This window comes from Acidimicrobiia bacterium, assembly GCA_035651955.1.
GTDB lineage: Bacteria > Actinomycetota > Acidimicrobiia > IMCC26256 > JAMXLJ01 > JAMXLJ01.
In genome coordinates, this window is the sequence record DASRES010000089.1 from 21,869 (window position 1) to 38,846 (window position 16,978).

Genomic DNA, 16,978 nt, shown 5'->3' on the forward strand with positions numbered 1-16,978 from the left:
TCCCGGGGGTCACGCGATCACCCACGAGCTTCGCACGCCGCGCGACGCGTCGCGCGCGCAGTACGGTCCGCCCGTGATCGACCTGGAGCTCGACCCGCTCCTCGCGGAGGCGCGGCGCCGTGCGGGGGGCCTCGAAGATCTCGGGCCGGGACCGTTCGTCGAGCCGTTCGCGCTGTTCCTCGAGTCGCTCGAGCGCGAGGCGCGGCTGAACGACCTCGGGCGGGTCATCGCGCGCGAGCGCGCGCTCCTCCATACCGTCAACCGGTTGCAGTACGTCGACGACCGCAAGCGGTTCCCCGCGATCGCGGGTGAGCGCATCGTGAAGCCGGTGTTCATCGTCGGGCTGCCCCGGACCGGCACGACGATCCTCCACGACATCCTCGCCCAGGACCCGGCGAATCGCGCCCCGATGACGTGGGAGGTGATGTTCCCGTCCCCGCCGCCGGAAGCCACGACGTTCCATACAGACCCCCGGATCGTGCGCTGCGCCGCGACGTTCCCTTCCGTCGCCGAGGAGGACGACCACGCGCGCGCGTTCAAGGCGATGCACCCGATGGGCGCGACGCTCTCGCAGGAGTGCGTCGTCATGATGGGCGAGGCGATGTGCACGCCGTTGTTCCACAACCAGTTCCGCGTCCCGACGTACCAGGACTGGGTCGACGACGACGCCGACTGGTCGCACGTGTACGCGTTCCACGAGCGGCAGCTGCAGCACCTGCAGTGGCACAACCCCGGCGACCGGTGGATCCTGAAGACCGGCGCACACATGTGGGCCATCGACGCGCTCCTCGCGCGGTACCCGGACGCGCGGATCGTGTTCACCCACCGTGATCCCGTCGAGTCGATGACCTCGTACGCGAGCCTGACGACGCTCGTCCGTTCGAAGGGGAGCGACGACGTCGACCGCTTCGAGATCGCCGACGACTGGACGGCGCGTCTGCGCAAGGTGTTGATGCGCGCCGTCGACGCCCGCCGGAGGGATCATCCCGACGCGCGCTTCCACGACATGTTCTTCCGCGAGTTCGTGCGCGACCAGTTCGGCGTCGTGGAGCAGATCTACGATGCGCTCGCTCTTCCCATGAGCGGCGCGGCCGCCGACCGGATGCGCGCGTTCATCGACGACAACCCGCAGGGCAAGCACGGCGTGCACGCGTACACGCCCGAGCAGTTCGGCGTCGTTCCCGAGAAGGTGCGCGAGGAGTTCTCCGAGTACATCGCGCACTTCGACCTCGCACCGGAGTAGCAGCCGATGCCGGACACCATGCGCGCCTGGCGGACGCACGCGTACGGCGCGCCGCGTGACGCGCTGTCGCTCGACACCGTGCCGATCCCGGATCCGGAGGCGGGCGAGGTGCGCGTCCGCGTGCACGCGGTGCCGCTCAACCTCAACGACCTCGAGCGCATCACCGGCGGCAACATGATGGTGCGCCCGGAGCTGCCCGCGATCCCGGGGATGGAGGTGATGGGCGTCGTCGATGCGTGCGGTGAGGGCGTGGACGACGCGTGGCACGGCCGCCGCGTCGTCGCGATCGCGAAAGGCGCGACCGGTGGCTTCGCCGAGCACGCGATCTGCCCGGTCGTCGGGACGTTTCCCATGCCGGACGACATCGCGCTCCCCGGCGCGGCCGCGCTCTTCTTCCCGTTCCATCTCGCGTGGCTCGGGCTGTTCGACCGCGCCGGCCTCGAGAAGGGCGAGTCCGTGTTGATCCACGCGGCGGCGGGCGGCGCCGGGTCGGCGGCGGTCCAGCTCGCGAAGCACGCCGGTGCACGCGTGTTCGCGGCGGCCGGTGGGCCCGAGAAGGTCGCGTTGTGTCGTGAGCTGGGTGCCGACCTCGCGATCGACTACACGGCGAACGACTTCGCACCGGTCGTGCTGCGCGAGACCGGTGGCCGCGGCGTCGACGTCGTGTTCGACAACGTCGGCGAGGCGGTCATGGAGCAGTCGATGAACGCGCTCGCGTACAACGGCCGCTACGTGATGATGGGGTTCGCGTCGAACAAGGCGGTGGCAGACGAGCAGTTCCTCGTCCCGCGCCGCATCGCGCTCGGGAACATGAAGCTGTGCGGCGTCCTGCTGTCCTACGCGGACGACGACCGCGCCGGGCTCGTGAAGACCGCGCTGGGCTGGAACCTGCCGCCCGCACGCCTCGGCGCGCAGATCATGACGGACGTGATCCGGCTCGTGCGCGACGGTGCCGTGCGACCGGTCGTCGGAAAGGTCGTGGGTTTCGACGAGATCCCGGCCGCGATCGAAGCGATGGCGGACCGCCGGACGACGGGCCGCACGGTGGTGGTCGTCGATCCCGAGGCCGCGTGAGCGCGCACGCCGACGCGCTGCTCGACGCGGCGTGCGCCGCCACCGGTCTCGACGACTTCGGCGACGACTCGTTCCGCGAGGGACTCGACGTGTACGTCGCGTCGCTCGACGACGAGGCCCGTCTCAACGAGATCGGGCAGGCGGCGCTCGACGCGCAGATCGTGACCAACCTGAGCAATCGTCTCCGGGTGACGGACTGGATCGCGCATCACCCGGACGTCGAGCGCGAGCGCGTGGCGAGGCCGTTGTTCGTGCTCGGCCTCCCGCGCACCGGCACGACGTTCCTCAGCTACCTGCTCGACCAGGACGCTGACAACCGGTCGCTCATGCGGTGGGAGGCTCAGGACAGCGTCCCACCGCCGGAGCGCGCGACGTTCACGACCGACCCGCGCATCGCGGCGACGCGTGAGTCGCAGACGATGCTCGACGCGCTCAATCCCGGGTTCAAGGCGGTGCACTACGAGGCGCCGGACGGGCCGACCGAGTGCGTCTCGGTCTTCGCGCAGGACTTCAAGGCCGTGCTGTGGGAGACCGTCGCCAACGTGCCGTCGTACGGCGAGTGGCTCGCGCACTGCGACTACACGTCGGCGTACCAGTACCACCGGCGGGTGCTGCAGCTGCTGCAGTCGCACGCGCCCGGACGCTGGTCCTTGAAGAGCCCGGCCCACTGCCTCGCGCTCGACGCTCTCCTCGCCACGTATCCCGACGCGCGCTTCGTCGTCACGCACCGCGACCCGGTCGTCGTCGTCGCATCGACGTGCAGCCTCGTGCGCTCGCTGTCGGGCACGTTCTCGGATGCCGACCACGGCACGTACGTCGCGTCGCATTGGCCGGACGTGCTGGAGCAGATCGTGACGCGCGCCGACGCGTTCCGCGACGCGCACGGCGACGAGCGGTTCTACGACGTCGCGTACGTCGACCTCGTGCGCGATCCGGTCGGCACCGTACGTGCGATCTACGAGCACTTCGACGAGGAGCTGAGCGGCGATGCCGCCGCCGCAATGGCCCGGTACGCGTCTGACAACCGTCAGGGCAAGCACGGGACGCATGCGTACCGGCTCGAGGACCTCGGGCTGGACCCCGTGACGCTCGAGGAGCGCTTCGCCCCGTACCGCGAGCGTCACGGCATCCCGCACGAGCGAGTCCCGTAGGGATGCGCGCGTGGCGGGTGCACGACGTCGGTGAGCCGGACCGCGTGATCACGATGGAGGACGTCGCGCCACCCGAAGCGGGCGCGCTGCGCGGTCTGCGCATGAGCTTGGCGGGATGGGTGCCCGAGGGCGCTCCCGGCGCCGCGTCCGAGCCGCACGAGGACTGGGTGGTCATCGACGTCGCGATGGCCGCGTTGTCGCTGCCCGACGTGACGATGGCGCGTGGGACGTACCCGGTCCCGGTATCCCGCCCGTACACGAGCGGCCAGGAGGGCGTCGGCGTCGTGACGGACGCCGCGCCGCGTCACCGTCACCTCGTGGGCCGGCGCGTCGCGGCGTGCATGATCCAGCCGTTCGGGAGCCTGGCCGATGTCGCCGTGGGCGTCGGCATGATCGTCGCGGTGTCGGACGCGATGCCCGACGCCGACGCCGCCGCCTTCCTCATCCCCGCGCACACCGGGTACCACGCGGTGGTGCGGCGCGGGTCCGTCACGGACGGCGAAATCGTCGCGGTCACGGGTGCGGCGGGCGCGCTCGGCTCGGCATGCATCCAGCTCGCGAGAGCACGAGGCGCGACCGTGCTCGCGATCGTCGGCACCTCGGGCGAGGTCGACAAGGCGGAGCACTGCCGCGAGCTCGGAGCGGACGTGGTGATCGACCACACACGGGTCGACGTCCCAGACGCGTTGTTGCGCGAGACCGACGGCCGCGGCGTCGACGTCATCGTGGACCCCGTGCAGGGCGCGGCCGCCGCCGAGCTCAGGCGTGCATTGCGCGTCGGCGGCCGGCACGTGCTGTGCGGTCACGCCGGCGGGCTGGCCCCGATCGACCCGCACTTCTACCTGCGCAACCACACGCTCGTGGGCGTCACGCTCGGCGGGTACCCGCCCGACGAGATGCGGCGCATGCACGCGGAGACGCAGACCGCGCTCGACGTGATGCTGACCGCGGGAACGTACCGGCCGACGCCGACCCGCGTCGTCGGCTTCGCCGACGTCCCTACCGCGCTGGCCGACATCGCGGCCCGCCGCAGCGCGGGACGGATCGTCGTGGACATCCGGTCCTGACGACGCGCGACGCGCGAACGTTCTGGCATGACGAGCACGGCCGAAACCGATGTCCCGACGCCGGAGAGCGCCCCGCCGATGCGACGACGACGCATCGAGCGCCGCGGGTTCGTCGCGCGCTGGGATCGACATCCGTCCGTGCCGAGCGGCAACCAGCTCACGCTCGGCGAACGTGCTGCGGACGCGATGCGCAACGGCATGGGCTCGTGGAACTTCGTGTTCGCGTTCATCGCCGTGATGGCCGCGTGGGCGATCGCGAACAGCGTCTTCTATCTGTTCGGGCAGCACGGCAAGCACGGGTTCGACCCCTACCCGTACATCCTCCTCAACCTGTTCCTCTCGATGGTCGCGGGCCTCCAAGGTGCGATCCTGCTCATCGCGGCGAAGCGCTCCGACCAGATCGCCAGTCAGCTCGCCGAGCACGACTACGCGACGGACATGAAGGCATCGGAACGCATCGAGGCCATCCACGAACGGCTGGAGGAGTTCGCGGTCGCGAACCGCCAGCTCCTCGAGCAGAACACCGCGCTCCTGCGCCAGATCGCCGACCACGTCGCAAAGTGACGCGCGCGGCACGAATGCTGCGCGGAGACCCGCCGAGACAGCGATAACTGTCACACCCTCGTTGCACAATGAACGCATGCTCGACGTGGCGGAGGTGCGCGAGGTGCGAGAGGTGCGGGACCGGGTCGGCGCGCTGTTGCGCGCGCTCGAACCCGACGCGGTCGCGCTGACCGACGCCGAGCCGATGTGGGACGCGTTCGACCGGATCGAACGCCACGCCGCGAACGCGAAGACGTTGCTCGCGCGCCGCGTCGAGGACGCTGCCGCATGGCGTCAGCGAGGCCACCGCGACGCGGCGGAGGGACTCGCCAAGAAGGCGGGCACGACCCGCGGCGCGGCGCGTCAGCAGCTGAACCTGTCCAAGAAGCTCGATTCGCATCCCGCGACCGAGACGGCGATGCGCAAGGGCGAGATCTCGCCGACCCAGGCCGCGATCATCGCCGCGGGTGCGAACGGCGACGCCGCCGCCGAGAGGCGGTTGCTCGACAAGGCGCTGACCTCGACGGTCGCCGAGCTCCGACAGCAGGCAGCGCGCGAACGCGCGGCGGCCGATCCCGACCCGGGAGCGACCGAGCGCCGCATCCACGCGGAGCGCCGGGCCCGCATGTGGACCGACGACGAGGACCGCTGGCACTTCAACGCGGTCGGGACCGTGCGCGACGGAAGCCGCGTCGCCCGCGTGCTGGAACGGGTCGTCAACGAGGAGTTCACGAACGCGCGCCGGGAGGGGCGGCGCGAGGAACGCGACGCGTACGCCTTCGACGCGTTCGTCCGCGTCTTCCGGGAACACGACGAGCGACCCGAGGCGGCCGACAAGACGTCGAAGAAGAAGCATCGCCGCCCGTCGTACCTGTCGATCCTGCGCCTCGACCACGAAGCGCTGCTGCGCGGCCACGTCGCAGGCGACGAGCTGTGCGAGATCGCCGGCGTCGGGCCCGTCCCCGTGAAGACCGCACGCACGCTGCTCGGCGACACCATCCTCAAGCTGGTCATCACCAAGGGTGAAGACGTCGCCAACGTCACCCACCTGGGTCGCGGGCCGAAGGTCGCGCAGAAGATCGCCTTGTTGTGGCAGTCACCGTGTTGCAGCGTGGAGGGATGCACGCGCACGCGGATCGAGCTCCACCACCGCGACCCGTGGGCGAGGACCAAGCACACGAGGCTCGGTGAGCTCGACTGCCTGTGCGCGTTCCACCACGACCTCAAGCACCGAGACGGCTGGGGGCTCGTCGGCGGCACCGGCAACCGAGCGATGGTGCCGCCCGACCATCCCGACCACCCCGAGAACCACCCGAAGAACCGGCCCAAGGACGACACGAGCTGACTGACGTGCCCGTCATGCACGGCACGGCGAGGATCGACTAACACTCACGTCAGCGATCACGGCCGCCCGCGCGCCGCGGGCCGACACGTCTCGGGAGCGAGGTCACATGGGTCTGTTCGACGCGTTCAGGTACGACGGCAAGCGGGCGCTCGTCGTCGGCGGCGCGACCGGCATGGGTGCCGCGGTCGTCGCGCTGGTGAAGGACGCCGGCGCGGAGGTCGTCGCGATGGACCGGGCGAACATCGACGCGAAGGGAGTGACCGCGATCCACGTCGATCTCGCCGACAAGGCGTCGATCGACAACGCCGTCGACGAGTGCGGTGGCGAGGTCCACGCGCTCTTCTCGTGCGCCGGCGTCGCCGACGGCACGCCCGGGATCGAGAAGATCAACTTCCTCGGCCACCGCTACATGCTCGACCGCCTGCTCGAGAAGCGGATGATGCCGCGCGGCTCGGCGGTCGGGTTCATCTCGTCGGCGGCCGGGCTCGGCTGGCAGTCGAACCTGCCGCTGCTCAAGGAGTACCTCGACATCACGGACTTCGACGAGGCGTCACGCTGGGCCCAGGAGCACGGCAAGGCCGACTACATGTGGAGCAAGCAGGCGATCAACACGTATGTCGCGCGCGAGGCGTTCCGTCTGCTGAAGCAGGGGATCCGCATCAACTCGATCCTCCCCGGCCCGACCGACACGCCCCTCGCGCAGGCGAACGCGGACCTATGGCTCGGGTTCGGTGCCGACTACCGGGGCGAGGTCGGCATCGACGCATCGACGCCGCTCGAGCAGGCGTACCCGCTCGTCTTCCTGTGCAGCGACGCGGCCGTCGGCATCACGGGCATCACGATGATCACGGACGCCGGCTACGTGAGCTCGGGCATCACCGAGTCGTTCCCGGCCGCGACGCCCGTCGTCGGGTTCCTCTCGGGCGCGCTCTCGTAGTGGAGGTCGCGCGGCCGCTCCCGCTCCTCACCCCGTCGAACGAGTGGTTCTGGACGTCGGGCCGCGACGGCAAGCTGCGCATCCAGGGCTGCACGGAGTGCGGGACGCTCGTGCACCCACCCGTGCCGATCTGCCCGGCGTGCCGCAGCACCGCGTGGGAGCCGACGGTCGTCTCGGGGCGCGGCACGGTCGTGGGCGTGACCGTCAACCACCACATGTGGCACCCGGCGTTCGAGCCCCCGTACGCGATCGCCAACGTCGCGCTCGAGGAGGACGCGCACGTCCACCTGACGACGAACGTCGTCGGCTGCGATCCCGACGACGTGCACGTCGGGCAGGAGGTCCGGGTCCGGTTCGAGCAGCACGACGACGCCTGGCTCCCGCTGTTCGAGCCGACCGGCACGATCGACCCGCGCGACCGCGTGGGCGAGCCGCGCCGTCCGACGCCGCGGCCGCCCGTGAGCGATCACCGGTTCGAGCACCGCGCCGTCCTGTCGGGCGTCGGGCGTTCCGCGATCGGTCGCCGCCTGATGCGCGACCCGCTCTCGCTGACGGTCGACGCCTGCCTCGCCGCCGTCGCCGACGCGGGTCTCACGCTCGACGACATCGACGGCCTCTCCACGTACCCGGGCGGGCTCAGCGGCATGGGGATGAGCGAAGGCGGTGTCACCGCGGTCGAGGAGGCGCTGCGCATCCACCCGACGTGGCACAACGGCGGCGGTGAGCTGCCCGGACCGGGCGGATCGGTGATCGCCGCGATGCTCGCCGTCGCGAGCGGGCTGTGCCGTCACGTGCTGTGCTTCCGGACGGTCTGGGAGTCGACGTACGCGACGCTCGGTCTCGCGCTCGCGAGCGGAGCCGGCACGGGACGGGTCTCCGGTCCGCTGATGGAGTGGCGCGCGCCGTTCGGAGCGATGTCGGCCGCCAACTGGATCGGCATGAACGCGAACCAGTACTTCCACCGGTACGGCGCCACCCGGGAGATGCTCGGCCGCATCGCGCTCAACGGCCGCGCGAACGCGGCGCGCAACCCGGTCGCGATCTACCGCGACCCCATGACGATGGACGACTACATGTCCGCGCGTCCGATCACGACGCCGTTCGGCCTCTACGACTGCGATGTGCCCTGCGACGCGTCCGTCGCGGTCGTCGTGTCCGACGCGTCCGTCGCGCGCGACCTGCCGAAGCCCGCGGTCGCGGTCGAGGCGGTCGGCACGCAGATCACCGAGCGCGTCTCGTGGGACCAGGACACCGTGACGCACGAGCCGCAGGTGCTCGGTCAGTCCGCGCACCTCTGGACGCGCACGGACCTCCGGCCGACCGACGTCGACCTCGCGCTGGTCTACGACGGGTTCACGTTCAACGCGATCACGTGGCTCGAGGCGCTCGGGTTCTGCGGCATCGGCGAGGCGAAGGACTGGATCGGCGACGGCTCGCGCATCGCGATCGACGGCGACCTGCCCGTCAACCCGCACGGCGGCCAGCTCTCCGAAGGACGGACGCACGGCTACGGCTTCGTCTACGAGGCGGTCGTGCAGCTCCGCCACGACGCCGGCGAGCGCCAGGTCGCGGACGCGCGGACCGCGGTGGTGACGTCGGGCGGCGGCACGCCGTCGGGCGTGCTGCTGCTCCGGCGTGGTGGTGCCTAACATCCGCGTCACCTTTCCAGTGGAGGTAGCACCGTGCGAACCGTCGTCGTCGGCGCGTCGACCGGGCTCGGTCGTTGCATCGCAATCGGACTGGGTCAACGCGGCGCGCGCGTCGCCCTCCTCGCCCGCTCGGTCGACAAGCTCGAGCGCGCGGCCGAGGAGGCGGGCAACGGCGCCATCGCGATCGCGTGCGACGTCACCGACGAGCCGGCCTGCCGAGCCGCGATCGCCAAGGCGGCCGCCGAGCTCGGCGGCATCGACGCGTTCGTCTACACGCCGGCGATCGGGCCGCTCGCCCGCCTCGCGGAGACCGACGCCGCGACGTGGCAGCGCACGTTCGCGACGAACGTCACCGGCGCGGCCATCGCGACGGCCGCCGCGCTCCCCGCGCTCACGGAGTCGTCCGGCACCGCGGTCTACCTCTCGTCGGTGAGCGCGTCGCTCACACCACCGTGGCCCGGGCTCGCCGCGTACGCGGTGAGCAAGGCCGCGCTCGACAAGCTCGTCGAGGCATGGCGCATCGAGCACCCGGGCATCGGCTTCACGCGCCTCGTCGTCGGCGACTGTGCCGGCGGGGAGGGTGACGCGATGACGCACTTCGCGAACGCCTGGGACCCCGACCTCGCCGCCGAGATCGGCCAGCAGTGGGTGTCGAAGGGCTACCTCAGCGGGTCGTTGATCGACGTGAACGAGGTGGTCGGCGTGGTCGACGCCGTGCTGCGTTGCGGGGCGACCGCGTCGCTCCCATCGGTGACCGTGGCACCCCGGCCGCCGACCGATGGGTGACACGCTCGAACGGTTCACGATCCACGTCGACGACCGCGTCCTCGACGACCTCCGCGCCCGTCTCGCGCTGACGCGCTTCCCCGACCAGATCGCGGAGACGGGCTGGGAGTACGGCATCCCCGTCGACTATGTCCGCGACCTCGTCGGCTACTGGCGGAACAGGTACGACTGGCGCACCCACGAAGCGCGGCTGAACGAGCTCGACCACTTCCGCACCGAGATCGACGGCCAACCGATCCACTTCGTGCACGCGAGGTCCACCGCCGCCGATGCGTTCCCACTGTTGCTGACGCACGGCTGGCCGGGTTCGGTCGTGGAGTTCCTCGACGTGATCCCGCTGCTCACGGCGCCCGGCGACGGGATCGCGTTCGACGTCGTCGCGCCGTCGTTGCCCGGCTATGCCTTCTCGGGACCGACGCACACGCGCGGGTGGGACGTCTCGCGCATCGCGCGCGCGTTCGCAGCGTTGATGGACCGACTCGGGTACGAGCGGTACGGCGCGCAGGGCGGGGACTGGGGCGCGCAGGTCGCGACACGCATCGGCGCGCTGGACACCGGACACTGCGCGGCGATCCACCTCAACATGCCGATCGCAAATCCCCCGGCCGAGCCGGTCGAGCTCGGCGACGCCGACAAGGCCGACCTCGCCGCCATGCAACGGTTCGCGCGTGCGGAGTCCGGCTACGCGAACGAGCAGGCGACCAAGCCCCAGACGCTCGGCGTCGCGCTCAACGACTCCCCGGCCGGGCTGCTCGCCTGGATCGTCGAGAAGCTCCGGACGTGGAGCGACTGCGACGGCGATCCCGAGAACGTCTTCACGCGCGACCAGATGCTCACGAACGTGATGGCGTACTGGGTCACGCAGACGATCACGTCCTCGGCCCGCCTCTACTGGGAGCACCAGCACACCCGCGACGGGCAGCCCGAGTACGTCGCGGTCCCGACGGGCGTGGCGCGCTACCCGAAGGAGATCCTCCGCTACCCGCGCCCCTGGGTCGAACACCGCTACAACGTGACGCACTGGGCCGAGATGCCACGGGGCGGGCACTTCGCCGCGATGGAGCAACCCGAGCTGTTCGCCGGCGACCTGCGCACCTTCTTCCGCACCGTCGCGTGAGCAGGATTGCCCCGACCCGACATTCGTGTCATAGTCGGTGACACCAATTTCCGGAGGTCCGCATGGGCTTGCTCGACGGGAAGGTCGCGGTCGTCACCGGCGCGGGATCGGGGATGGCGAAGGCGTCCGTGAAGGTGTTCGTCCGCGAGGGCGCGCGCGTCGTCGCCGCGGACGTGAGCGGCGCGGAGAAGGACACTGCCGCCGAGGTCGGTGACGCGGTCCTCCCGGTGCACTGCGACGTCACGCGCGAAGCAGACGTCGAAGCGGTGATGCGCGCCGCCGTCGACGAGTTCGGCCGGCTCGACGCGGTCCTGAACGTCGCGGGCATCGCGGACGGGATCATGCTCGCCGACGTCACGATGGATCAGTACGACCGCATGATGGACGTCGACCTGCGCGGCGTGTTCCTCGGCATGAAGCACGGCATCCGCACGATGCTCGAGTGCCGCAACGGTGGCGCGATCGTGAACTGGTCGTCGATCGGCGGGCTGAACTCCTCGATCGCGACGAGCGTGTACGGCGCGGCGAAGGCCGGCGTCATCTCGCTCACGAAGACGGGCGCGCTCGAGTACGCACGCAAGAACATCCGTGTGAACTGCGTCTGTCCCGGTTACATCAAGACCGAGATCATGGGCGCGTCGCTCGACCACTTCCCCGGTGCGGCCGAGGGCACGCCGCTCGGGCGGCTCGGCCAGCCACACGAGGTCGCCGAGGTCGCCGCGTTCCTGGCGTCCGACCGCGCGTCGTTCGTGACCGGCGCGATCGTCCCCGTCGACGGCGGCCGCGTCGCGGCGGTTGCGTGAACCGGACGTGACCACGGGCGCGACGCGCTACGTCGGCGCGCGCATCAATCGTGTCGAGGACGCCCGGCTGCTCACCGGGCGCGGGACGTTCGTCGACGACGTCGTGCTGCCCGGGATGCTGCACGCGTCGTTCGTGCGGAGCCCGTTCCCACGCGCCGCGATCCGGGGGATCGACACGTCCGCCGCACTCGCGCTCCCGGGCGTGCACTTCGTCTTCACGGCCGCCGACCTCAACGCCGGCGCGAAGGAGCAGTGGCACACGTCGATCGGCCGTGCGAGCCCGGAGACACCCCGCCCGCCGCTCGCGGAGGGCGAGGTCCGCTTCGTCGGCGATCCGGTCGCGCTCGTCGTCGCCGAGAGCCGCTACGTCGCGGAGGACGCGGTCGAGCTGGTCGACGTCGACTACGACCCGCTGCCCGCGGTCGTCGACTACACGCAGGCCGCGGCCGCCGACTCGCTCGTCCACGAGCAGCACGGCTCGAACGTCGTCGGGCAGCTGGGCGGCCTCCCCGCGTCCGCGCTCGAGGACGTCTACGCCGAGGCCGCGCACGTCGTCACCGAGACGATCCGCCAGCAGGCGTACGCGCCGGTCCCGATGGAGGGGCGCGGGATCGTCGTCGACTTCTCGCGCGCGACGGGCGAGCTGACGATCTACGCCGCGACGCAGTCGCCCCACGAGGTCCGGCTGTTCTGCTCCCGCCTGCTCGGGATGCCGGAGCACCGCATCCGCGTCGTGATGCGCGACACCGGCGGCGGCTTCGGCCAGAAGATCCTCGTGCAGCGCGACGAGATGTGCTTGATGCTCGCGGCACCGAAGGTCGGCGCGCCGCTGAAGTGGGTCGAGGACCGCGCCGAGAACCTGCTCGCGGCGGGCCAGTCGCGTCACGAGCACGCCGACGTCGCGATCGCCTTCGACGCTGAGGGCGCGATCCAGGCCGCGTACCTCGACTTCGTGCAGGACTGCGGCGCCTACCCGACCCCGTGGCCGGTCGGCACCGCGGCCGCGGTCGGCGTGCTGTTCCCGGGCCCGTACCGTGTGCCGCGCGCCGGCTTCGCGACCACGACGCTCTACACGAACACCGTTGGCCGAACCGCGTACCGCGGGCCGTGGCAGTTCGAGACCCTCGCCCGCGAGGTCGTGCTCGACATCGCGGCGCGCCGAATGGGGATCGACCCCGCCGAGCTGCGCCGCCGGAACCTCCTCCGGCGCGACGAGCTCCCGTACGCGAACCCGAACGGGATGACGTACGACGCCATCTCGCCCCTCGAGACGTTCGAGCAGGCGCTCGCGATCGTCGACTACGACGGGTTCCGCGCCGAACAGGCGGCGGCGCGTGCGGACGGCCGGTACCTCGGCATCGGCATCGCGAACTACGTGGAGCCGTCGACACCGGGGTTCGGCTCGTACGCGACGGAAGCCGCGACCATCCGGATCGAGCCGTCGGGAACGGTGAACGTGTACATCGCGGGCGGTTCGACCGGGAACAGCCTCGAGACCACGGTCGTGCAGCTCGCGGCCGACGCGCTCGGTGTCGACATCGCGGACGTCAACACGATCCAGGGCGACACCGCGGTCACCGGGTTCGGCGCGGGTGCGGCGGGGAGCCGCAGCGGGTCGATGACCGCCGGCGCGGTGCGCGAGACCGCGGCCGTCCTGCGCGACCGCATCGTCGCGATCGCCGCGCACCGTCTCGAGGCGGCCGCGGAGGACATCGAGCTCAGCGGGAGCCACGCGCACGTGCGCGGCACGCCGAGCGTCGGCGTGTCGCTCGCGGAGCTCGCCGCGCTCGCGTACTTCCAGCCGGCCGCGCTGCCCGCCGGTCTGCCCGCGGGGCTGGAGGCGACCGCGCGCTACACGGCCGCGGCCCCGTCGATCTGGGTGAACGCCACGCACGTCTGCACGTGCGAGCTCGACCCCGCGACGGGTGTCGTCACGTTGCTGCGCTACGTCGTGAGCGAGGACTGCGGCCCGATGATCAACCCGAGCGTCGTCGAAGGTCAGATCGCGGGCGGCGCGGTGCAGGGCATCGGCGGCGCGCTGTACGAGCACCTCGCGTACGACGACGAGGGCAACCCGGTCACGACGACGTTCATGGACTACCTGCTGCCCACCGCGACCGAGGTCCCCGCGATCGAGTACGGCCACGTCGAGACACCGAGCCCCGGGCCGGGCGGCCACAAGGGCGTGGGCGAGGGCGGGGCGATCGGCGCGCCCCCGGCCGTCGTCAACGCCGTGAACGACGCACTCGTGCCGTTCGGCGTGACGGCGACCCGGTTGCCGCTCACGCCGTCGGCGATCGTCGCGCTCATGGAAGGACAGGACGGGAATGAGTGACATCTCGTACGACCCGTACACCGCCATCAACATGCCGGACCCGTACCCGCTCTACGAGCGGCTGCGTCAAGAAGCGCCGCTCTACTACAACGAGGAGTACGACTTCTACGCGGTGAGTCGCTACGAGGACTGCGAGCGCGGCCTCGTCGACGCGAAGCGCTTCATCTCGGGTCGTGGCGGCGTGCTCGAGCTCATCAAGGCGAACATCGAGCTGCCGCCCGGCAACCTGATCTTCGAGGACCCACCCGCGCACGACGTGCACCGCAGCCTGTTGTCGCGCGTGTTCACCCCGCGGCGCGTGTCGGCGCTCGAGCCGAAGATCCGCGAGTTCTGCGCGCACAGCCTCGACCCCATCGCGGACGAGAAGGAGTTCGACTTCATCGCGGACCTGGGCGCACAGATGCCGATGCGGGTCATCGGCATGCTGTTCGGGATCCCGGAGGCCGACCAGGCGGCGGTGCGCGACATGGCCGACTCGAACCTCCGCGTGCGCGCCGGCGAGGCGATGAAGGTGTCGGAGAACCCGACGTTCGGCAGCGAGATGTTCGAGGAGTACATCGACTGGCGCATGGAGCACCCGTCGGACGACCTCATGACCGAGCTGCTCCACACCGAGTTCACCGACGAGCACGGCGTGACGCGCACGCTCACGCGGGAAGAGGCGCTGCTGTACACGACGGTCGTCGCGGGCGCGGGCAACGAGACGACGACGCGCCTGATCGGCTGGGCCGGCAAGGTGCTCGCCGAGCACCCCGACCAGCGACGCGAGCTCGTCGCCGACCGGTCTCTCGTCCCGAACACGATCGAGGAGCTGTTGCGCTACGAGTCACCGGGACCGCAGATCGGCCGGTACGTCCCCGAGGACGTCGAGGTGCACGGGCAGACGGTTCCCGAGGGGAGCGCCATGCTCTTCGTCGTGAGCGCGGCCAACCGCGACGACCGCCGCTGGGACGGAGCCGACCGCTTCGACATCCACCGCAAGGTCGGCCAGCACCTCGCGTTCGGGTACGGCATCCACTACTGCCTCGGCGCCGCGCTCGCCCGTCTCGAAGGTCGCATCGCGCTCGACGAGCTGCTGAACCGCTTCCCGGAGTGGGACGTCGACCTCGACCGGGCCCGCCTGTCGCCGACGTCGACGGTGCGCGGGTTCGAGACGCTGCCCGCGACCGTCGCGTGACCACGGCCGAGCCGGCCCGCCGCCGCTACGACAGTCCCGTCCGCCGCCGCCAGGTCGCGGAGACCCGCGAGCGAATCGTCGACGCCGGCGCCGCGATCCTGCACGACCGCGCGATCTGGAACTGGGACGCGCTGACCGTTCGTGCCGTCGCGGAGCGGGCGGGCGTGAACGAGCGGACCGTGTACCGGCACTTCGCCGGCGAACGCGAGCTGCGCGACGCGGTGCTCGCCCGGCTGGAGTCCGAAGCGGGCGTCGCGCCCGAAGGGCTCGCGCTCGACGACCTCCAGCGGTTCACCGAGCAGCTGCTCGAGTACGTGTCGTCGTTCCCGCTCGAGCCGCGCACGACGGTCCGCGACCCGACGCTCGTGGCCGCGCACGACCGTCTGCGCGACGCGCTCGTCACCGCGGTCCGCGACGGCAATCCGAAGTGGCCCGCGCGGGACCGCACGATCGCCGCGGCCGTGCTCGACGTGCTGTGGAACGTGTCCTCCTACGAGCGCCTCGTCGCGGACTGGGACCTCGACCCGAAGGACGCGGTCGCCGCGGTGACGTGGGCCATCGGCCTGGTCGAGGACGCGATCCGCGCCGACCACCGCCCGAGGCGCCGCTGATCCCCACGTTCTCGGAAGGCTCAACCACACAAAGGTGTGGCTGACGCTTCAAAGAACGACCGACGGATCAGGTGATCGCCGGTCGCTGCCCCGGGCGGAGGCCGTCGGTGGGGAGCTGCTCGTCGTCGATCCGGATCGGTGTCCCGTTGACGAGCACGTGCCGCACACCGACGGGCTCCTCGGCCGTGAGGCGCTCGGCGTCGGCCGGGAAGTCGCGCACGCGCCGTGTCGGTCCCGGCGCGACCGTCCGCGGGTCGAACACGCAGACGTCCGCCGCGTACCCCTCGCGCAGGTACCCGCGCCGGGCAAGACCGAACAGGTCGGCCGGCTCGCCACTCAGCTTCCGCACGGCGCGCTCGAGCGGCATCACGGCGCGCTCGCGCACCCACGTGCCCAGCAGGTCGGTCGGCAACGGGGCGTCGCACAGCTGGTCAACGTGCGCGCCCGCGTCGGACAGGCCGAGCACGACGCTCTCGTGCGTGAGCAGCTTCGCGACCGCGTCGACGTCGTCGTTCGCAATGTACGCGCGGAAGCGCGTCGACAGGTCCTCCGCGACCGCGAGCTCGCACATCACGTCCAGCGGGCTGCACCCGCGCTCGCGCGCGAGGTCGGTGACGCGCCGGCCCTGCAGCTCCGGGAAGGTCCTCGACTCGGAGACCTCGAACGTGTCCCAACGTGGCTTCATCGGTGACGTCTCGAGGTCGGCGGCGGCGAGCGCGCGCCACTCGGGGTCGCGGTACGCGGCGAGCCGCACCGCACGGCTCACCTTCAGCAGCTCGCCGAACACCGTGCCGGTGTTGAGGCTGTACGGGTCGGCCAGCGTGAACTGCATCGTGAGCGGGCGCGGCGTGACCTGCGGCCACACCCGTGCGCCGCGGGCGAGACCCTGCTCGTGCAGGCCGACGGGTTCGAGGTGCCGGCCGCCGGGGCTCGCGAACAACGGGTAGGTGAAGGGCCGGCCGACGCGCGGCTGCCACTCGTACACGTCGGCGTACGTGCACTGACTGCCCGGCGTGATCAGCACGACGCCCTTGCCCGTGGAGCCCGCCGCGTGGAACAGCGCGTCGACCTCGTCGCGCTCGGCGAAGCGGCTCGGGACGGGCTTCCCGTCCACGCCGCGGTGCGCGTACGAGAAGCTCG

15 protein-coding genes are annotated in these 16,978 nt (G+C 71.2%); 14 read left to right on the forward strand and 1 reads right to left on the reverse strand.

Annotated features, from left to right (window positions below; genetic code table 11):
• Positions 1-73: 73 nt before the first annotated feature.
• The 14 genes from VFC33_19660 to VFC33_19725 all read left to right on the forward strand — a co-directional run bounded on the left by VFC33_19660 (position 74) and on the right by VFC33_19725 (position 15,838).
• Positions 74-1,243, forward strand: coding sequence for a sulfotransferase (locus VFC33_19660; GenBank protein ID HZR15461.1), 1,170 nt, complete (start codon positions 74-76; stop codon positions 1,241-1,243).
• Positions 1,244-1,249: 6 nt separating this feature from the next.
• Entirely contained in the window at positions 1,250-2,317 is a 1,068-nt protein-coding gene (locus VFC33_19665) for a zinc-binding dehydrogenase (GenBank protein ID HZR15462.1), read from the forward strand.
• Complete coding sequence (locus VFC33_19670; protein HZR15463.1) at positions 2,314-3,468, forward strand: sulfotransferase; 1,155 nt, start codon at positions 2,314-2,316, stop codon at positions 3,466-3,468. The genes VFC33_19665 and VFC33_19670 overlap by 4 nt, the downstream gene beginning before the upstream one ends.
• A 2-nt stretch (positions 3,469-3,470) precedes the next feature.
• Positions 3,471-4,535, forward strand: coding sequence for a zinc-binding dehydrogenase (locus tag VFC33_19675; GenBank protein HZR15464.1), 1,065 nt, complete (start codon positions 3,471-3,473; stop codon positions 4,533-4,535).
• Positions 4,536-4,613: 78 nt separating this feature from the next.
• The gene (locus VFC33_19680; GenBank protein HZR15465.1) at positions 4,614-5,099 is read left to right on the forward strand and encodes a DUF1003 domain-containing protein; all 486 of its coding nucleotides are present in this window, start codon (positions 4,614-4,616) and stop codon (positions 5,097-5,099) included.
• Positions 5,100-5,175: 76 nt separating this feature from the next.
• Positions 5,176-6,423 carry an HNH endonuclease signature motif containing protein gene (locus VFC33_19685; protein HZR15466.1) on the forward strand — a complete coding sequence of 416 codons (1,248 nt, stop codon included), beginning with the start codon at positions 5,176-5,178 and terminating at the stop codon, positions 6,421-6,423.
• A 106-nt stretch (positions 6,424-6,529) separates the two neighbouring features.
• Entirely contained in the window at positions 6,530-7,360 is an 831-nt protein-coding gene (locus tag VFC33_19690; protein ID HZR15467.1) for an SDR family oxidoreductase, read from the forward strand.
• Positions 7,360-9,009, forward strand: coding sequence for an OB-fold domain-containing protein (locus VFC33_19695; protein ID HZR15468.1), 1,650 nt, complete (start codon positions 7,360-7,362; stop codon positions 9,007-9,009). Before VFC33_19690 ends, VFC33_19695 begins: the two co-directional genes overlap by 1 nt.
• Before the next feature lie 33 nt (positions 9,010-9,042).
• Positions 9,043-9,795 carry an SDR family oxidoreductase gene (locus VFC33_19700; GenBank protein HZR15469.1) on the forward strand — a complete coding sequence of 251 codons (753 nt, stop codon included), beginning with the start codon at positions 9,043-9,045 and terminating at the stop codon, positions 9,793-9,795.
• The gene (locus tag VFC33_19705; protein ID HZR15470.1) at positions 9,788-10,912 is read left to right on the forward strand and encodes an alpha/beta fold hydrolase; all 1,125 of its coding nucleotides are present in this window, start codon (positions 9,788-9,790) and stop codon (positions 10,910-10,912) included. Before VFC33_19700 ends, VFC33_19705 begins: the two co-directional genes overlap by 8 nt.
• 62 nt (positions 10,913-10,974) lie before the next feature.
• On the forward strand, positions 10,975-11,715 hold the full coding sequence (locus VFC33_19710; GenBank protein ID HZR15471.1) for a glucose 1-dehydrogenase: 741 nt from the start codon (positions 10,975-10,977) through the stop codon (positions 11,713-11,715).
• A 7-nt stretch (positions 11,716-11,722) separates the two neighbouring features.
• Positions 11,723-14,050, forward strand: coding sequence for a xanthine dehydrogenase family protein molybdopterin-binding subunit (locus VFC33_19715; GenBank protein ID HZR15472.1), 2,328 nt, complete (start codon positions 11,723-11,725; stop codon positions 14,048-14,050).
• Positions 14,043-15,227, forward strand: coding sequence for a cytochrome P450 (locus VFC33_19720; GenBank protein HZR15473.1), 1,185 nt, complete (start codon positions 14,043-14,045; stop codon positions 15,225-15,227). Before VFC33_19715 ends, VFC33_19720 begins: the two co-directional genes overlap by 8 nt.
• Positions 15,224-15,838 (forward strand): helix-turn-helix domain-containing protein, encoded by a 615-nt coding sequence (locus tag VFC33_19725; GenBank protein HZR15474.1) that lies wholly within the window; start codon positions 15,224-15,226, stop codon positions 15,836-15,838. The genes VFC33_19720 and VFC33_19725 overlap by 4 nt, the downstream gene beginning before the upstream one ends.
• A 67-nt stretch (positions 15,839-15,905) precedes the next feature.
• Here the strand turns inward: VFC33_19725 and VFC33_19730 are convergent.
• Positions 15,906-16,978 (reverse strand): amidohydrolase family protein (locus tag VFC33_19730; GenBank protein HZR15475.1); only part of this gene is annotated, 1,073 nt, incomplete at its 5' end.

Bases quoted from the DNA above. Each gene is read 5' to 3' on its own strand.
- VFC33_19665 (HZR15462.1), top strand. From the start codon at position 1,250: ATGCCGGACACCATGCGCGCCTGGCGGACGCACGCGTACGGCGCGCCG.
- VFC33_19675 (HZR15464.1), top strand. From the start codon at position 3,471: ATGCGCGCGTGGCGGGTGCACGACGTCGGTGAGCCGGACCGCGTGATC.
- VFC33_19680 (HZR15465.1), top strand. From the start codon at position 4,614: ATGCGACGACGACGCATCGAGCGCCGCGGGTTCGTCGCGCGCTGGGAT.
- VFC33_19685 (HZR15466.1), top strand. From the start codon at position 5,176: ATGCTCGACGTGGCGGAGGTGCGCGAGGTGCGAGAGGTGCGGGACCGG.
- VFC33_19690 (HZR15467.1), top strand. From the start codon at position 6,530: ATGGGTCTGTTCGACGCGTTCAGGTACGACGGCAAGCGGGCGCTCGTC.
- VFC33_19705 (HZR15470.1), top strand. From the start codon at position 9,788: ATGGGTGACACGCTCGAACGGTTCACGATCCACGTCGACGACCGCGTC.
- VFC33_19710 (HZR15471.1), top strand. From the start codon at position 10,975: ATGGGCTTGCTCGACGGGAAGGTCGCGGTCGTCACCGGCGCGGGATCG.
- VFC33_19720 (HZR15473.1), top strand. From the start codon at position 14,043: ATGAGTGACATCTCGTACGACCCGTACACCGCCATCAACATGCCGGAC.